A 16,264-nucleotide genomic window follows, 5' to 3' on the forward strand; every position below is an offset into this window, starting at 1 on the left:
GACGCATCAAAACAGGGATCCGGAGCGTCGGCTCTGATTCAATCAGAACCGACCATGCTCCAGGTCGTTACGGCGGCAAAACTCGATCGACTGGTGGAGAGAGACATGAGGGGCGACTTCACGCGAAGGCAATTCCTCGGCTCCACCGCGACGGGGCTGGTTGCTCTCGGATACGGCGTAGGGGCGCCGTCGATGGCGGCGGAGGGCGAGGGGCCCACGCCGAAGCGAGGCGGCGTGCTGACGATCGGTCAGGACGAGAATCCGATCGGGCTCGACCCGCACAAGACGGCGGCGTTTTCGACCACGAACATCGCCGAGCATATCTTTACCTGCCTGCTCAGGTGGGATGCGACTGTGAGCCGTGTCGAACCGGACCTCGCGGTTGCGTGGGAGAATCCGGATCCCCAGACATTCGTCTTCCATCTGCGCGACGGCGTTAAATTCCACAATGGCGATGTGCTCACCAGCGACGACGTCAAGTTCACGTTCCAGCGCATGGTCGATCCCGCGACCCGCTCGCCGTGGGCCTCGATCTTCTCGGTGATCCGCGAAATCGAGACGCCGGATCCGCGGACCGTGGTGTTTCGTCTCGCCCATCCGTTCTCCCCCTTCCTCAACTATCTCGCCACGGTCAGATATACCGCGATTGTCAGCCGCGAGGATGTGAAGCGCCGCGGTGACCTCGTCACGGGCGGCGTCGGCACGGGGCCATTCATGCTGGAGGATTTCCGGCCGAACTCGCTGGTGCGGCTGAAGCGCAACGCGGACTATTACGAGCCCGGATTGCCTTATCTCGATGGCCTCGACTTCCGCATCATTCCCGACGAAGGCAGTCGCATGGCGGCGTTGCGGGCGGGCAGCGTTCAGCTGACCTGGCTGAGCCGCCCCGATTCGGCTGCGCAGATGCGCGATGTCGCAGATATCGTGGCGCCCGAGCCTGAAGCCTATTCGCGGCTGATGCTGCTCGAATTCGATCAGCGCAAGCCACCCTTCAACGACGTTCGCGTTCGCCGCGCCTTCAGTCTCGCGCTGAACCGTGAGCTGATCGTCAAGGTGGTTTGGCGTGGCCGGGCTGGCCTCACGGCCGCGCTGCCGCCGATGCAAGCGCCTTTCGCGGTCCCGAGCGGCGAGGTGCCCGGCTTGCCCTATGCCAGGGAAGACGTGGCCGCGGCCAAGGCGCTGATGGCAGAGGCCGGCTATGCCGGCGGCTTCGAGACGATTTTTGCCGTCTCGCCGGCCAACTATGGCGACGTTCAGATTGCCCAGATCATTCAGCAGATGGTTGGCCGTGTCGGCATCAGGATCAAGATCCTGCAGAAGGAATGGAGTAATCTCGTCACCGATTTCCAATCGACGGAATCTCCGATCTCGATGGCCGGCCTGGTTTGGGGACCCGATCCCGACACCAACATCTCGATCCGGCTGGACTCTCATTCCACGGTCAACCCGGGCAAGACGGCCGATCCCGTGCTGGACGATCTGCTCGCCAAGGCTCGCCAGAGCTACGACCAGGCCGAGCGTGTCAGCCACTATCGCGCGGTCCAGCAGCGCGTCGCCGAGATGGCTTACGTCATCACGCCCTGTGCCGCCGCGCTGCGATGGGAGATGTGGTCGACGAAGCTGCAGGGCTACCGCGCCTTGCCATCGACGCTGCGTGTCTATCTTCGGCAGTCCTGGTTGCAATAGGCGCAAGCGCAGGACTTGAATGGAGGTGTCGATGCTCAGATATGCCGCGGGCCGCATCGTTCTCACCGTGCCGGTGCTATTCGGCGTGTCGCTGATGAGCTTCGCCATCATCCATTTGATCCCCGGCGATATCGTCAGCGTGCTGGCGGGCCCCACGGTGGCGCTCGACTCGGAAGCGGCCCAGAACATCCGCCACGCGCTGCATCTCGATCAGCCGCTGCCGGTCCAATACGGCATCTGGCTGACCGGCACGCTGCGCGGCGATTTCGGCAACTCGTTGGTGATGGGGCTGCCGGTCGGCCCGCAGATCGCCTCGCACCTTCCGGTGACGCTGGTCCTGACCGCCCTGTCTCTGATTCTAGCGATCATGATCGGATTGCCAGGAGGCGTCGTCGCGGCGACGACCCGCGGCCGCTGGCCCGATCTCGCCATTCGCGGCGTTGCTCTGCTCGGCCTGTCGACGCCGCCATTCTTCGTCGGCGTGGCCGCGGTGTTGCTGCTTTCGATCTATCTGCCATCGTTCAAGACGCTGGGCGCCGTCGACCTCCATCACGATCCGCTCGGCGGACTTCAGACCTTGCTGCTGCCGGCTTTCGTGCTGTCGCTGGCGTCCGCCACGACGATCATGCGCTACACGCGCGTCGCCATGCTGGAGGTGCTGGCGGAGCCTTACATGGCGACGGCGCGCGCCAAGGGTGCCGGTCGTCTCCGCGTGCTGATTCGGCATGGTCTTCGCAATGCCCTGTTGCCGGTGGTGACCGCGGTCGGTGTCACCGCGGCTCACCTCATCGCGGGCGCGGTCGTGGTCGAACAGGTGTTCGGCCTGCCCGGTATCGGACAGTTGATGCTCAACGCGATCTATCAGCGCGACTATACTCAGGTTCAGGCCACGGTGCTGGTGATCACCACGCTCGTGGTCCTGATCAATATCATGGTCGACCTCAGCTATTATTTACTCGATCCGAGGATTCAGCAGCATGGCTGATGCGCATCCGACCGTGATCGACGTGCCGGACCAACCCGGTGTGCAGTTGAACCGGCCGACGATCGCCGACGAATCCGATCTGGCTTCCTGGCGTTTCCGGCATTGCCTGAATCTGCCGCTCCTAATCGGTGCCGTGATCGTCCTGCTGTCGATCGCCCTCGCGCTCACCGCGCCGTGGCTGACGTCGCACGATCCCCTGGAGATCGCCGACGCATCGCTCTCGCCGCCGTCAAGTCAATATCTGCTGGGTACGGATCAACTCGGACGGGACGTCCTGACGCGGATCCTTTACGCAGCGCGCAGCTCGCTCGCGGCGGCCTGCCTGAGCGCTGCGCTGGCATTCGTATCAGGCACCATGATCGGTCTCCTTGCCGGATACTCCAGCGGGCTGCTGGATGCCTGCCTGATGCGCGTGCTCGACATTCTGCAGGCCTTTCCCGCTCTTTTGCTGGCCATTGCGCTGGTGGCCGCACTCGGGCCGAACCTGCCCAATCTCGTGTTCACCATGGGCCTGTTGTTCATGCCACGCTTCGCCCGTGTTGCGCGCGCCTCGACGCTGTCGGTGCGGGAGCGGGACTACATCACCGCTTCCATCGGGCTCGGCGTGTCGCGCGCGCGAACCCTGTGGCGGCACGTTCTGCCGAACATCGCGGCGCCCCTGATCGTCGAGGCGTCACTGACGGTGACGATCGCGATCCTGACCGAGGCCTCGCTGTCGTTTCTCGGGCTCGGCGTGCAGCCGCCCGATCCGACCTGGGGCGGCATGATCGCCGAATCCACCTCGGTGATGGCGCTCGCGCCATGGCTCGCCCTTAGTCCGGGGCTTGCCATCGTGTTCGTCGTCGTCGGCTTCACGCTCATGGGCGATGGCTTGCGCGATGCTCTGGATCCAAGAGGTTGATCGATGCTCGAAAAATTGAAGACTGATGCAATGCGCGATCGGCCCTCCGATCTTCACTGGATGCCGGCTTGGCAGATCCGCGAAGCCATCGTCACACGGCGCCTGTCGGCGACCGAGGTCGCCTGTCATTTCATCGAAAGGATCGAGAAGCTCGATCGACGCCTCCACTCCTTCTTCACGGTGTCGGGGGAAGTGGCGCTGGGCCAGGCCAGGGCGATCGATCGGCGGATCGATCGCGGCGAGCCCGTCGGTGCGCTGGCGGGTGTGCCGGTGTCGATCAAGGATCAGTTCTTGACCAAGAGCATCCGTACCACCAGCGGATCTCGGATCTATGCCGACCATGTGCCGGAGGAGGATTCGCTACACGTCGCGCGCGTGAAGGCGGCCGATGGCGTGATCATCGGAAAGACTGCCACGCCTGAATTTGGGACGTTCTGGCGCACAACCGGCCGCGTCGCGCCGGAATGCGTCAATCCCTGGGATCCCCGACGCACGTCTGGGGGCTCAAGCGGAGGGGCGGCGGCAAGTGTCGCTGCCGGCTTCGGCCCGCTGGCGCTAGGGAGCGATTCGGGTGGATCGATCCGGCTGCCTTCGGCGATGTGCGGGGTGCTCGGCGTGTTGCCGAGCAACGGCAGGGTACCACAGCACGGCTCGCTCGGATCCACCATGTTCCTTTGTAGCGCAGGCCCGATCAGCCGCGACGTGCGCGATGCGGCCACGTTGCTGCAGCTACTGGCGCAGCCGTCCGTCGACGATTCCCTGTGCCGGCTGGATGAGCCGCCCGACTATCTTTCCGGGCTCGATGACGGCATCGCGGGACTGCGGCTCGGATGGTGGGAGGATCAGAGCATTTCGGGTCAGGTCGATGCCGCCGTGATCACCGCGATCAAGAAAGCTGCGTTTGGCCTCGGCTCGCTCGGTGCCAACATTGTCGATGATGCCGTGACGTTCGACACGCAGGGGGTGGACGAAGCCTGGCGGGTGCTCGACTTCGTCGATCGTTACGCCTCGCTCGGCGAGTCGCTCTATGCCGACCCGCTGGCACGGCGCAAGCTGACCCAGTATGCGCGCGAGCGATTTGCCTGGGCCAAGGGCGTGAACGGCGCCGATTATTCGCGCGCGGTGCTCCGGCGCGCCGCCTTCATCCGCTCGTTCGAGGCCGGCTTCCGCAGCTGTGATCTCGTGCTCTCGCCGACGCTCGGCTTCACCGCGCCGGTGATTGAATCCGTCGGTCCCGCCCAGCGCATCCCGGCGCTGGTCGCCTATACACTGGCTGTCAATTTCGCCGGCTTCACGTCCGTGACAATTCCCTGCGGCTTCGTCGATGGAATGCCGATCGGCCTGCAGGTGATCGCGCCGCCAAATCAGGAGGCGCTGGTGCTGCGCGCGGCCCGTGCCTTCGAGCTCGCTTGGCCGTGGGCCGGACGAAGGGCCGCGGTCTAGCGGAGCAGAATCATGTCGCTGCTGCGCGTTGAAAATCTCCGAACGTATTTCGACACGCGATCCGGCGTGATGAAGGCCGTCGACGGAATCAATCTCGAGGTTCGCGAGGGCAGCACGCTTGGCATCGTCGGTGAATCCGGCAGCGGCAAGAGCGTCACCGCGCTTTCGATCATGCGTTTGATCGAGCGGCCGGGCCGCGTCCTGCCTGGTAGTCATATCTATTTCGAAGGCGTGGACCTCGCCGCGATTTCGGAACGGGAGCTCGAGGACGTTCGCGGCAATCGCATCTCCATGGTGTTTCAGGAGCCGATGACCTCGCTGAACCCGGTCTATACGGTCGGCAACCAGATCATCGAAGCCATCAGGTTGCATCATCGAGTGAGCGTGCGGGAGGCTCGCGAGCGTGCGATCGAATTGCTGGAGCTCGTGGGAATTCCCTCGCCCGAGCGCCGCATCGACGCCTTTCCGCATGAGCTGTCCGGTGGCATGCGGCAGCGTGTCATGATCGCGATGGCGCTCGCTTGCGAGCCCAAGCTCCTGATCGCCGACGAACCGACGACTGCGCTCGACGTCACCATTCAGGCGCAGATTCTCGAATTGCTCAGGCAGTTGCGCGACAAGCTGGCTATGGCGGTGATCCTGATCACCCACGATCTCGGCGTCGTCGCAGAGATGTGCGATGATGTCGCGGTGATGTATGCAGGCGAGGTGGTGGAGCGAGGCTCCGTCGACGCCGTCTTCTGTGCTCCCCAGCACCCCTATACCGAGGCATTGCTGAGGTCGGTCCCACTATTGGGAATGACACAGGCCGAGCCGCTCAACGTGATTCCCGGCATGGTTCCGAGCGCGCTCCACTGGCCGGTGGGCTGTCGGTTCGCGGCGCGTTGCGACTACGCATCCGACCATTGCCATCGTGAAGCGCCGGAATTAGTCGCAACCCGCGCGAGATATGCAGCCTGTTGGTTGCGCGGCAATGCACCGAGCAGCGAATAGTGGGGAAGCGAGCTATGCATGAGCCGTTGTTGAATGCTCGTGGCGTCAAGAAGTATTTTCCGATTCGCAGTGGGCTATTGGGACGCAATGTGGTCCAAGCGCGGGCGGTTGACGGTGTAGATCTCAGCGTCAGCTCTGGAGAGACACTCGGTCTGGTCGGCGAATCCGGTAGCGGAAAATCCACGCTCGGACAGATTTTAGTCGGCCTGATGAAGCCGAGCGCTGGCGAATTGTCGTTCGATGGCACACCGATCGCCGATCTGAAGGGATCTGAATTGCGACGTTCGCGCCGCCAGATGCAGTTCATCTTTCAGGATCCGAGAGGATCGCTCGACCCCCGCATGAAGATCCACGACATCATTGGGGAGGGCCTCGATGCTGCCCAGAGCATGGAGCGTCCCATGCGTGACAGGCTCATTGCAGAAATGCTGGACAGGGTGGGGCTGCGGCGGGAAGCTGCGCAGCGCTATCCTCACGAGCTGTCAGGTGGCCAGCGTCAGCGTGTCGGGATTGCAAGGGCGCTCGTACTTCGACCGAGACTTGTGGTTGCCGACGAGCCCGTTTCCGCACTCGACGTCTCGATCCAATCACAGGTGCTGAACCTGATGGTGGAACTAAAGCGCGAGCTGCACCTGACTTACGTTTTCATCTCGCACAATCTCGCGGCGGTCAGCTATGTCAGCGATCGGATCGCGGTGATGTATCTTGGCAAGCTTGTTGAGCTCACATCTACCGAGCGGCTCTGCCGCGCGCCGCTTCATCCCTATACTCAGGCGCTGGTGTCGGCGGTGCCAGAGCCGATTCCGGGCCGCCAGCGACAGATCGTCGTATTGCGGGGGGACATTCCAAATCCGATCCAGCCTCCTTCCGGTTGCCGCTTTCGGACGCGCTGTCCACTGGCACAGCCGATTTGCGCGGAAAGAGAGCCGCAGCTGAAGGCGGTTGGAGTGGCAGATCATCTCGTTGCCTGCCATTTCGCATGACCGGCCCTATCACTGTGCTTGAGTACCGCCACCTAGGGGCGAAGCGCTTGCATCGCCACACGAACCCCAGGCTTCCGCCTATCTCCTTGATGTCGCCGTACGACGAGTGGTGAAATTCGTAAATCGTTCGTGCTGAAACCCAGCAAAGGGTGCACCGATTGGCAGCGTGTCTCGCGGCGAAAATCAACGAGAGAGCTGCGGGTGCTTCTGCTAGGGCTTCCGGCGGACTATGGCAATTGTAATCGCGGCACTCAACTCGGACCGTCTGAGTTGCGCGACCGCAAATATCGATAAATCGAGCACCACAGGATTTCTGCGCGGGAGCGCTTCCGTCCTTCCTTTCCTACCAGCAATTCGAGTAGATCGATGCCGGAGATGGCGCGATCCGCGTCGCGAGCCCACGATAAGAATGGTTCAGTAAACGTCCTGACCCGAGAGCGCTATCACGGTCCGGATCATGATGCGAATGTCCAACCAAATGCTCCAATTGGCGACGTACCAGACATCGTACTCAACGCGTTTCTTCATCAGGTCGATGGTAGGAGTCTCGCCGCGCAAGCCGTTCACCTGAGCCCAACCGGTGAGGCCGGGTTTGACGTGACGGCGACAGGCATAATTGCCAATCGTCTGGTCGTAATATTTGTCATGTGCGAGAGCATGCGGTCGTGGGCCAACCAACGACATTTCCCCGCGCAGCACGTTCCATAATTGAGGCAATTCGTCGATGCTGGTCTTCCGCAAAATGCGCCCAACTCTGGTAACCCGCGCATCCTCCTTACTTGCCTGCTTGATCTCGGAACCATTCTCCGAAACCGTCATGGTGCGGAACTTCCAGATGTCAAACAACTTGCCGTTGAAGCCGCGGCGCGTTTGACGAAATATGACGCTACCTGAGGACTCGAGCTTGACCAGGAGCGCCGCCACAACAAGCAAAGGCGCAAGGAACAACAACCCGAACGATGCAAGACCAATATCGACGCTGCGTTTCAGGGCTCGCTCGCTGACCGAAAGAGGCGCTCGCTGGATTTCGATCGCGACTGATCCGCCAATGGGTGCGAATGGCCGCGATACAAGGTCGGCGATTTCAAAATCCGGCAGCAGGCGGACGGGATTTGGCACCTGGCGCAGGCATTGGCTGAGGCGTTGAAACAACGGCAGGTCGTTCCAGTTGAAGGCAAGAAGAAATTCGTCGACGCCTGCTGCGCGCGAACTTCGAATGATGGTCGTCAGCTCGCGCTCCATTGCCGCGTCGTCAGCCTTTAGCACAGCGTCCAGAACGAAGTGACGTACGACCTGAAAGCCGTTCTTGCGCAAGTCCTTGAAGCGGCTTGAGGTAAAGTCGAGCGGCTCGCCGCTAATCAGTACGACGCTTCGTTTGACGGAATGTCTTCGCGCGAAAGAAGAGTTCAAGGCGAGCCGCCAGATCGCGCGATGCGCGCCCAGACCGACAAGGCCGGCCGCTGCAAACAGAACGATGGTGATGCGGGACAGCTCGGCAGTCGATCTAAGCAGGAAAGCAGAAAATGCGAGAATCGCGAGTGACAGAACCCACACGGATGAAGCCATACGCAATTGCCAGCTTGTATTGACTAGATTGTGGCGGTCGTAGCAGCCTCTGAAAAAGGCGATCGCGACGAACGCTGTCGCCACAAGCAACGCGACGCCGACCGAAAGTTCTCGCTCAGCCAGTGTTGCCATGAATTTTCGGTGAATTAGGTTGGCGGCGGCATAGCTGAGCAGAATGAGCAGGAAGTCGCCTGTCATAATGCCAAATTGAAACGGTGTTTGCAGTGAGACGCCGCGTCTCGTCGAGGACTTCGAACCATATGTGGCTAATGACATGAAAGGCCTCGTTCTAAAGACTGTACGCGGCAATGCACTGACGAAAGCAAGGGCATATTCAAAAGCCTGCATCGAGAGACTGCAGACCCGATGATATCGATGTAGCTCCTCGCGACGTTTCGACGACGGAGATCGCGGGTATCAACTGCGTTTAGGGGGCCGACCGTGGCGCCAAGGTCCGCAGACAAGGCGAGGGTCCAGATGCAGTGCGCTGCATGCCGGCGGCTGTAGCAGGAAGCGGAGACTCGGCCAGGGGTGGAGGCGGGTCTGCGACAAACTGCGCGGTGCTGCCCGAAAAGAAGTATAGTGTGGACCAATCTGGGGAGAGCTCGACCCAGTTGCTGTTGCCGGCCCCTCGATTGTTGGCGCCGCTGTGCGGCGAGTCAGGAGAACGCCACCAGTCGGCCCCAACGTTGGCAACCACTCTCATCTCGGGGTCCGTCGTCTTCATGTCTATCTGGACGTAGACAGAATCGACAGCTCCGGCGGCGAAACCGCCGCGTCTCACGAGCCACATCAGGTCGTTGCGGCCGGGAGGGGGACCGTCAACAAGGGTGCCTCCATTCGTCTGAACTTCAATCTTCATCTGGACAGCAGGGCTCTTGGGAACCATTGCGTCAAAATGGGCTCCAACGATCTCGTTCTCTGTCTGATCCTGCACTAGGATCCATTCCTTCGTGCTGCGAAGGCGTACATATGTCTTTCCGTTGGCGACCAGGACCTTGCCGTCCTTGTTCGATGTGTTCGCCCCAAACTTTGGAAATACCGATGCCATTCCTGTGACGGCAGTGAATTCGGCGGGAGGTTCGCCGTTCTCGGGCTTGGAGGCGCCGTTGCACCAGGAGGATGTCTTGGGGGCACCGGCAGGATATGCCTGGCTATACCCAACGCTGTTCTGCTCGATGACGCGCGAAGCGAGACTCACAGAGGTGACGGCATCCGGTCTTCCACTCGCCGCATCGGCACTCTCCGTGGAGGCGGCCAGAATTCCAATGAGGCCGAGTGGCAGGAGCCAACCCGAGGCAGATCGCTCGAGGATGCAAATCATACGTGCAATAGCAGCGCGCGGCGAGCAGGATGGGATAAAATGGTAAGTGTCAGACATAGACCGACCCATAACCAGTTAAACGTCTTCTTATATCGTAGACACCGGGCGCTCGGCCAACTTGACAATCGTCAAGAATGGATCTGCGATTTGGGACCGTTCAACCGCGTGTTGCACGGTTAGCCTGTTTGACGTCGTAACCCTTCGTTCTCGGATGCAACGACGTCTGCGACGCTACGCTTATTCGCTCGACCGAGACCGTCGATATAGCGCCGAGCCGGCGTTTCAATCACAAAGTAGGAGAAATAGGAGACAGCGAATATGATCAACCAGGAGACTATGCAGAACGCGACCGTCAGTCCGGGCGACGCGTGAAAGAGCTTGTCGGCGATCGCATTCATGACAATCAGAATTACCAGGGGATGCCACATGTAGATTGAATAGGTGAGCTGGCCGAGAGGGGCGAGGCGCTTCACCAAGGGTGGCGCAGTCCCCTGATCGGCCGCCATCGCGGTGATCGCGACGACATAGACGAGTCCCAGCGAGATGAGATGATGGGTATAGGTCATCATCGAGATCAGCAATAGCGCCATTGACAATAGCAAAGCTCGCCTCGGCGCAGGAATGATCTGAAGTTTGTGTCGAAAGCAAAAAAGGCAAATGCCAATCATGAAGGAAGGAAGCGCCCTGAAGGGCGGCCACACGTCGACCCACGAGCGGTCGATGGAATTCTGAGTGAGATCGATGGCGATCATGACGACAAGAACAAGGAAGGACGCCACCAGAAGCCCAAGCCTTGATCTGACTGCCGCCCAAGCGAAGAGCGGAAACATCAGATACATTGCCATCTCGGCGCCAATCGACCAGGATACACTGCTGAACGAAATTCCATTGCCGCAGGTCAACATCGCATTGAGGAGAAGGGCGGTTTCCGCGATGCATGTCGCTTCGAAAGACGGTTGGTGATTTCCCGCCTTGCCGAGCACGACGAATACAGACCAGACAATGATGGAAGCCGCCAGCGTCAACCAGTGCAGCGGCATGAGCCGGCCGACACGTCGCTGGAGAAATGATCCATAATCGGAGAGCGTCTCGACTTTTCCTTGATAGACATGCGCAATAACAAATCCGGAGATCACGAAAAAAAGGTCAACGAATAGGGCAAGGCCGCTCGGTAGCGTAGGCCGAATGGCCGCCGGAAAGAAGAACTCGAAAGAATGTCGAACTACGATGCCGATAGAGGCGACGAATCGAAGCAAATCCAGATGCAGCATCTCGCCGGACGCAACACGAAGAACTGGAATTGTCCACGCTTTGACCGTCATGTCGCCGCGTTCCGGCTTGTTCGTTGGCGACCCGGCGGGTTGTTACGGCTGATTTTGGCCAGTGTTCCCAGCGTCAGAGCAAAGGCCAGAAGACAGTCGTTTGAGAAGGCTTGCGCGGTTGCGGTTGAATCGGCAGGGATGGGGCGTGAACCGGCCTCAATAAGCTGCTGCCGTCCGTCTGCCGACGGAGAGGATCTATCTCTGTCGTTGTCCGCAGAATTGCTCCACTGGCTGGAACGGGCCCCGAGAGCAGCCGATTTGCCTTGGATGAGAATCTCGCCGCTTCGGGTTGGTCTCGAGGGGGACGCGGGCAATATCTCCTTTACCAATCCGCGCAGCGGCGGAGCTGGGCTCGCGCGAAAGCCGTCGGCGCTCATGGAATAGAAACCGATCGTCTTCCACTGGGTCGAAAGTTCGATCCAGTTGCTGCCGCCGACGCCTGGATTGTTGCTGTGGTCTTCGAGATAGGGCGCTCGCGCGTCGCGCCACCAGTCGGCGCCGACCATGGCCACGAGATGCAGGTTCGGATCGGTAACCCTCATCTCCATCTGGACATAGACGGCATCCGCAGCGCCAGCCGGGTAGGTTCCGCGCGCCTTGTACCAAAAATGATTGTTGTAGCCGGCCGGAGGCGCGCCAAAAGCGATCGTCGTGCCGGCCACGGGGGTGGCTTTCATCGGGATGGCAACGTTGCCAACGAAGTCCGGGACGAAATGCCCTCCAGTCAGTTGCGTTTTCGACTGGTCTTGCACCAACGTCCATTCACCAGTGTGCTTGAAGCGAACGTAAGTCCTGGCGTTGGCGACCTCAACGGCCGCGTCCGGATTTGAATACGGCGGTGACCCCACCTTCGGATAGACTTGTCCCCAGCCTTCGACCGCAGTGAAATCCGCGGGCGGCGACCAAAGCCCGCCATCATTCCATCCCTGGTACCAATTGTAGCTTGGGGGCACGCCTGCAGGAAAGCCTTCGCTACTCCCAGGAGTGTTCTGTTTGATGAGATCGGACATTGAGAAGTCCATCAACGACACTTCCTTGCTCATGCGCCGGACGGGCTGTGTGCAAGCCATTTCGGCGACGTAAACCGGCCCGCGTAGCAAAAGAACAACGTCATCGATGTGAAATTGTCGATGAGGTTCTCGGATAGAAAGTAGATGAGGAGCACCGTGTACATGGTCTTCGCCGCCCGATCCTTCAGCGAAAAAACGATGGTGAAGACGAAGATGGCGAAGACCAGAAAATTCAGCAGCCCATACTCTGCCAATACGCGCAGGTAGTCATTGTGCGGCGGCAGCGGCAGGACAGTAAGGACACCGGTCTGACTTGCGCCATATCCGAACAATATTCCGCCGATTCCGAGCGACGAATATATCTGCCATATGTTCGTCCAGTGTGTGACGCGGAAGAACGCAGACATGTCCGTCGTTCCGGTCAAATCGATCAACTGCTTCGTCGACATTCGGGCGACGGTGCTCGGATCGAGGCTCCAGATCAGCGCGATTGCGTTCAACCCGGTTATCAGTCGATCCAGCGCGCCGACGGCGTAGGCCGCAACGCTGGCGCATGCCAACAAGATGAGCGCGACGAAGACCTGTGGTCGCAATGGGAAAAAAGACCAAAGGCCGATGGAGACGATGGTCGCCAGGGCTGGGCCAACACGGTTCATGATGGCAGCGTTTATGAACTGTGCGACCAGGACCTTGTTTCCGAACCAGGGGGACAAGGCAAAGAACAGGGCCGAGAAGTACAGCGCTGCCGTGTTTGTGTTCGGAAAGTAGGAGAACACGTCAGGATATTCGATGCCGGTATAGACGTGAGTGTGGCCGATCACCTTGAACAGCAGCGGCAATGCCGCAAGCACATAGATGCAACGCTTTTCGGCCGGCTGGATCCGCTGGGCCATGCCGCGGCCCGCTACGTAGAATGAGTAGATTGAGACAAGCTTTAACCCATCGGACAGCTCGAAAGCGCCAAAGTTCACCAGGTAGCTCGCGCCCGTGAAGATGCAAGCGAGCGTCAACAGGGCATTGTAAAAGTAGCTTCTCTCGTCCGCGATCAGCACATGGCGCGCAGACCACAGGATCAGAAGCAGGCTTGTCGAATTGCTCAGGACGTTGAATACCGTCGAGCCGGTGAAATGATAGAGAAAGGTCAGGCAGTTCAGGAACACGAGGCCAAAGCAGGTCACCACGAAGAAGCGGCCCTGCATGGTCGTCGAACCGGAGGCGAGGTGCGGTGTACCCTCTCTTCCCAGAGCTAGATCGTTCACAACTGGGTACTCCGCGCTTCTGACCTTTCGGTTCCGCGTCGCCCCTCCGAACGGGAGCGCACTATCCGGGACCGACCTGTCGGATCAACATGTCGGGAATCGCCAAGTCTGAGTTGACGATCGTCAATTCCCGCCCGTCCGCTTCGGTGGAGCTTAAGCTGTCAGAGGAATTGGAGTCGACAGTGGAACGTGGCACGAGCAGTGTATTAGCCAGCGCGTTCGGTCTGTTATGGCGTCGGCAATGGGTCATATATCTGTGCCTGTTGCTGACGTCCGGCGCGGCCTTTCTTTACTACGCTGCGGTTGGAGAGCGCTACGAAGCGTACGTCTTGCTTCGCGCCGGGCAGGGAATCAAGGAACGATCTTCCAGTAACGCGGCGACTACGCCGTTCGGGGAGGGCGTTGACCTCCAAAGCCGAATGGAATCACTGTCGCGCATCGCCAAGATCGATCTGGTCATCCTGGAGGCGGCGAAGAACGTCGGTTACGAGAGACTATCGTCCGACTCAAACCCGACGCTCCTGGCCAGATTTATGGCATGGGGAAGGGAGATTGATCTTCGAGACGTGTTTGCCAAGGAACCTGCAGAACCGAAGGCGCAGGCGAAGCCGGTTGACGAGACGGAAGAGGACATAGAGCGTAACCAAGCGGGCATTCTAAGCTTGCGAGACCGCGTCAACGCGAAACAGGAGGGGCGCTCCGATCTATTGAGGATAACGTTCCGTCACAAGGATCCGGTGATCGCCGCGAGCTATCTGAACGAACTCGCGAACGCGTTGGTCACCGTGCAAAGCCTCGACGTGCAAATGCCAGGTGCACAGGAGTTCTTCCAGCAACAAACGAAGCGGCTGGAGGAGGAGGCCGAGATAGCAGCTGCAGAACTGAAGCGCTTCTCCGTCGAGGCCTCGATCTATGCCGTCGACGACCAGCGGCAGCTGCTTCTCAAACGTGCCAGTGATCTGTCTGCGCTGATCGCCACGACGCGAGGAGCGATCGAGGACAAGAAGGGGCAGAAACAGTCGGTCGCCGAACAATTGGCCGTATTGCGGCCAGTTGCGCAGAACAAGGCCATCAGTCGGATGGTAGCCACGCTCGGAGGGCAGGATGGCCGTAGGGGTCTTGACCCGGTCGCGAAGCCGCCGGAGCAGTTTGAGGAGCAGCCGCCGTTGCTTCTGATCAAGGTCTACCAGGACAACATGGCAACGCTGATGAAGCTGAATGCCGAACTGAATGGGCAGACGGAGCTCCTGAATCAGCTCGGTACTGAGCTCGAGAAGGTAAACAAAGAGCTGGCGTCGCTTTCCGCAAAGGAAGCAGAATACGGCAGATTGAAACGAGTTCTCACGACCGCGTCATCGGCCGCCGCACAGTATGCAACTCGTATTGTCGAAGAGCAGATAAGCTCCGAAGTGGCCAAGAAGAGCCAGCTCTCCAGTCTTAGAGTGGTGCAGAAGGCGATAACGCCAACGGCGCCGGTGTTTCCGCAAGTCTCGCAGCTTGTCGCATTGGCAGTCGCTGGCGGAATTCTGCTTGGCTTAGGCGGTATCTTCGGTCCCGAGCTTGCCAAGAGCACCAGGTATCCGGCGTCAAACCCGGCTACCGCCGTTGAGGATCACGATCCGATAAAGAACTTGTTGATGGCCGTTCCAAGAGGGGACGGGATGAGGGGGCTTCATCCCGTCGGATGGGCTGACTACGAGGAAAACGGCGCCGGGATTGGCGCGCGATCACCCAGAGTGCCTCCACTGAAGGGGTGAATACAATGTGCCATGAGAGTGCCATGTGACGGGTCGGTGGCCGTCACCGGTACCAAGGGTAATCCTCGACATGAAGATATTCAGCATTTGTTGCGTTCGAGACGAGAACGACATTGTCGGCGAGACGTTGAAAGCGGCTCTCGAATGGAGCGATCGGATCTTCGTTTTTGACAATGGAAGTGTCGATGGAACCTGGGAGACGCTTCAAGACTTGGCGAATTGCTATCCCAAGATCGAGCTTGTTGGCCACGACGATCGGAGGTTCACCGATGAGCTACGCGGGGAAATATTTGAAACGAGACGGCACGTAGCGTCGCCGGGGGACTGGTGGTGCAGGCTCGATTCTGACGAGTTCTTTATCGATGATCCGGCGCAGTTCCTTGGGAACGTGCCCCAAAGCTATGGCTTCGTTCTTTCGGCGACTATGAATTTCTATTTCACGGACGCCGATCTGAAGAACTACGAAGAGAACCCGGCTGAATGGCTCGCCCGCTCCGTGCAAGAGCGGCTCAGGTACTATCAGAACAACTGGAGCGAACCGCGCTTCGTTCGCCATCGAGGCGATCTCCATTGGGGCGGATTGATCTGGCCACATAATCGCGGACGGACATCTCCATCGCGGATACGTTTAAAGCATTTCCCATATCGCTCGCCGGCGCAGATATCCAAGCGACTGGCGATACGTCAACAGCAGCCGGGGCTGTTCAAGCACGAGGCGAACCGAGCGCTTGCGAAGGGCTTGCAGCCTGACTGGATGGAAAAGGGTCCAATGCCCTTTCATGAGCTGGCCTCCTGGCGCGATCGCGTGAGAGAGGCCGCTGAATGTGACGTTGATCGGGGCGATGGAATATTCTTCATGCGCGATGACCTCATGCCGCCACTTCCGTCGCCGGCCTTGGACCTGGTGAAGGTCGGTCTGCGGCGGACCCAAGTAGGGAGAGCAATTGTGTCACCGCTCCTGAGATGGCGTCGAAGCCAACTCGGCAGGCGGTGAGCCGTCTGTCCCACTTGCGCGCGATATCAACGGCGGAACCG

General features: G+C 59.9%; 12 protein-coding genes. 8 read left to right on the top strand and 4 right to left on the bottom strand.

All coding sequences use genetic code 11. The annotated features are described in order from the left end of the window. Positions 1 to 105 precede the first annotated feature (105 nt). Genes OC450_RS03285 through OC450_RS03310 form a run of 6 tightly spaced genes read left to right on the top strand, consistent with a single transcriptional unit; the run spans position 106 to position 6,991 of the window. Positions 106 to 1,686, top strand: coding sequence for an ABC transporter substrate-binding protein (locus tag OC450_RS03285; protein ID WP_262047160.1), 1,581 nt, complete (start codon positions 106 to 108; stop codon positions 1,684 to 1,686). A 31-nt stretch (positions 1,687 to 1,717) separates the two neighbouring features. Further along, positions 1,718 to 2,671: an ABC transporter permease gene (locus OC450_RS03290; RefSeq protein WP_211384670.1), complete on the top strand. Its 954-nt coding sequence runs from the start codon at positions 1,718 to 1,720 to the stop codon at positions 2,669 to 2,671. Beyond that, positions 2,664 to 3,572, top strand: a complete 909-nt coding sequence (locus tag OC450_RS03295) for an ABC transporter permease (protein WP_211384671.1) — start codon at positions 2,664 to 2,666, stop codon at positions 3,570 to 3,572. Before OC450_RS03290 ends, OC450_RS03295 begins: the two co-directional genes overlap by 8 nt. A 30-nt stretch (positions 3,573 to 3,602) precedes the next feature. After that, positions 3,603 to 5,015, top strand: coding sequence for an amidase (locus tag OC450_RS03300; RefSeq protein ID WP_211384672.1), 1,413 nt, complete (start codon positions 3,603 to 3,605; stop codon positions 5,013 to 5,015). 12 nt (positions 5,016 to 5,027) lie between these two features. After that, on the top strand, positions 5,028 to 6,008 hold the full coding sequence (locus OC450_RS03305) for an ABC transporter ATP-binding protein (RefSeq protein WP_262047161.1): 981 nt from the start codon (positions 5,028 to 5,030) through the stop codon (positions 6,006 to 6,008). A 14-nt stretch (positions 6,009 to 6,022) separates the two neighbouring features. Beyond that, on the top strand, positions 6,023 to 6,991 hold the full coding sequence (locus OC450_RS03310) for an ABC transporter ATP-binding protein (protein ID WP_211384674.1): 969 nt from the start codon (positions 6,023 to 6,025) through the stop codon (positions 6,989 to 6,991). A 414-nt stretch (positions 6,992 to 7,405) separates the two neighbouring features. Here the strand turns inward: OC450_RS03310 and OC450_RS03315 are convergent, their stop codons facing one another. The 4 genes from OC450_RS03315 to OC450_RS03330 all read right to left on the bottom strand — a co-directional run bounded on the left by OC450_RS03315 (position 7,406) and on the right by OC450_RS03330 (position 13,472). After that, on the bottom strand, positions 7,406 to 8,833 hold the full coding sequence (locus tag OC450_RS03315) for an undecaprenyl-phosphate glucose phosphotransferase (protein ID WP_262047162.1): 1,428 nt from the start codon (positions 8,831 to 8,833) through the stop codon (positions 7,406 to 7,408). A gap of 1,224 nt (positions 8,834 to 10,057) precedes the next feature. Beyond that, the gene (locus tag OC450_RS03320; RefSeq protein WP_262047163.1) at positions 10,058 to 11,203 is read right to left on the bottom strand and encodes an acyltransferase family protein; all 1,146 of its coding nucleotides are present in this window, start codon (positions 11,201 to 11,203) and stop codon (positions 10,058 to 10,060) included. Continuing rightward, complete coding sequence (locus OC450_RS03325) at positions 11,200 to 12,213, bottom strand: hypothetical protein (RefSeq protein ID WP_262047164.1); 1,014 nt, start codon at positions 12,211 to 12,213, stop codon at positions 11,200 to 11,202. The genes OC450_RS03320 and OC450_RS03325 overlap by 4 nt, the downstream gene beginning before the upstream one ends. A 29-nt stretch (positions 12,214 to 12,242) precedes the next feature. Then, positions 12,243 to 13,472: an O-antigen ligase family protein gene (locus OC450_RS03330; protein WP_211384678.1), complete on the bottom strand. Its 1,230-nt coding sequence runs from the start codon at positions 13,470 to 13,472 to the stop codon at positions 12,243 to 12,245. A gap of 89 nt (positions 13,473 to 13,561) precedes the next feature. Here OC450_RS03330 and OC450_RS03335 point away from each other — a divergent pair, with 89 nt between their 5' ends. Together OC450_RS03335 and OC450_RS03340 are read left to right on the top strand one after the other, a co-directional pair. Further along, positions 13,562 to 15,229 (top strand): hypothetical protein, encoded by a 1,668-nt coding sequence (locus OC450_RS03335; protein WP_211384679.1) that lies wholly within the window; start codon positions 13,562 to 13,564, stop codon positions 15,227 to 15,229. Between the two features lie 70 nt (positions 15,230 to 15,299). Further along, the gene (locus tag OC450_RS03340; protein WP_262047165.1) at positions 15,300 to 16,223 is read left to right on the top strand and encodes a glycosyltransferase family 2 protein; all 924 of its coding nucleotides are present in this window, start codon (positions 15,300 to 15,302) and stop codon (positions 16,221 to 16,223) included. The last annotated feature ends 41 nt before the right edge of the window (positions 16,224 to 16,264 follow it).

The sequence above is a fragment of the Bradyrhizobium sp. Bra78 genome (assembly GCF_024519855.1).
In the GTDB taxonomy this organism is placed as follows: domain Bacteria; phylum Pseudomonadota; class Alphaproteobacteria; order Rhizobiales; family Xanthobacteraceae; genus Bradyrhizobium; species Bradyrhizobium japonicum_G.